Below are 1,315 nucleotides of genomic sequence, written 5' to 3'. Positions count from 1 at the left end.
GAGGAGGGCGCCGTAGGCGGCGTCGTGTTCGTCGACGTAGGCGAGGTAGCGGTCGAGGGCGTCGGCGAGGCGCTGGGTGGGTGGGCCCTCGGCGGGGACGCCGAAGCGGCCGATGAGTTCGTCGGCGGCGCTGAGGACGGCGGCCTCGTAGAGCTGCTGCTTGCCGCCGGGGAAGTAACGGTAGACCAGCGGTCGGGACACGCCGGCAGCTGCGGCGACGTCCTCGACGGACACGTCCTCGGGGCGGTGGTGCCCGAAGAGGTCGAGCGCCGCGGCCAGAAGCTGCTTGCGGCGCTGCTCGACGCTCATCCGGCGGTAGGCGGGCACCGCGCTGCTGCTCATACCCGGCAGCCTAACGACCTGGCTGCCTGTCGTGGGTCCGCCGGCGGGCGTGGGAGTCTGGGCACTGTGCGACATGAGAAGACGGAGTTCGTCGGTGGGCCGCTGGACGGTCGGGTGCTGGAGGTCATGGTGGGGATGACCGGACAGCCCCCGCTGGACTACCGGGTGCCCGTGCCCGCCCCCGAGGGTGGGCCGGAGAAGGTGCACGTCTATCACCGGGAGCGCGCCAAGGAGCGCGGCACCCGGTGGGTGTTCGTGTACGACCCGGAGGGCAGTCCGCATCCGGACCGGCCCAAGTGGCCCTGGTCGAAGCGGCGGTGAGGGCCGCCCGGGCGGAAGTGCCGTGCTGAGGTGGCGGGTTCGGGGCGGCTCGGGATGCCCGAAGTGGCGAATGTTGGTCCGGACCATTGACGGAATTGGTCTGGACCTGTTTGCTACCCGGTGACATGAGCACTCCTCGCCGAAGGAGCATCCCCCCATGCCCACCGCTACTTCTCCCGATCCGCACGGGCCCGCCGCGCGCACCGGCTCCCCCGCTCGCAGGCGCACTCTTGCCGCAGCCGCGACCGCCCTCGCGGGCGCGCTCGCTGTCGGCGGCATGGTCGCCCTCGCCCCGTCCGCGAGCGCCGGGGAGTTCCTGACCAACGGCGACTTCGAGTCCGGCACGCTGTCCGGCTGGACCTGCGACGCGGGTGCGCAGGTCGTCACCGGCCAGGCGCACAGCGGCAGTTACGCCCTCAAGGGCGCGCCGTCCGCCGGCGTCACCGGCCAGTGCGCCCAGACCGTCACCGTCGCCCCGAACACCGCCTACACCCTGTCCGCCCAGGTCGACGGCTCCTACGTCTACCTCGGCGTGGACGGCGGCACCTCGACCTGGACCGCGGACACCGGCGCCGGCTACGCCCCGTTGAGCGTGTCGTTCACCACCGGCGCGACCCAGACCACCGCGAAGGTCTACGTGCACGGCTGGTAC

General features: G+C 72.4%; 3 protein-coding genes. 2 read left to right on the top strand and 1 reads right to left on the bottom strand.

Features of this window, described 5'->3' with window-relative positions:
* Nucleotides 1–342: TetR/AcrR family transcriptional regulator (locus AC13HU_RS37310; protein ID WP_483046441.1), on the bottom strand; the 342-nt coding region annotated here is incomplete at its 3' end.
* Nucleotides 343–408: 66 nt separating this feature from the next.
* On the opposite strand from AC13HU_RS37310, the gene AC13HU_RS37305 reads away from it, so the two are divergent.
* Nucleotides 409–663, top strand: a complete 255-nt coding sequence (locus AC13HU_RS37305; protein WP_483046440.1) for a hypothetical protein — start codon at nt 409–411, stop codon at nt 661–663.
* Nucleotides 664–820: 157 nt separating this feature from the next.
* On the top strand, nt 821–1,315 hold a 495-nt coding region (locus AC13HU_RS37300; RefSeq protein WP_483046439.1), incomplete at its 3' end, for a carbohydrate binding domain-containing protein.

Source organism: Streptomyces sp. NH27 (genome assembly GCF_056859195.1).
The sequence above is the reverse complement of the archived record's forward strand: the minus strand, read 5'-3'. Positions and strand labels throughout refer to the sequence as shown.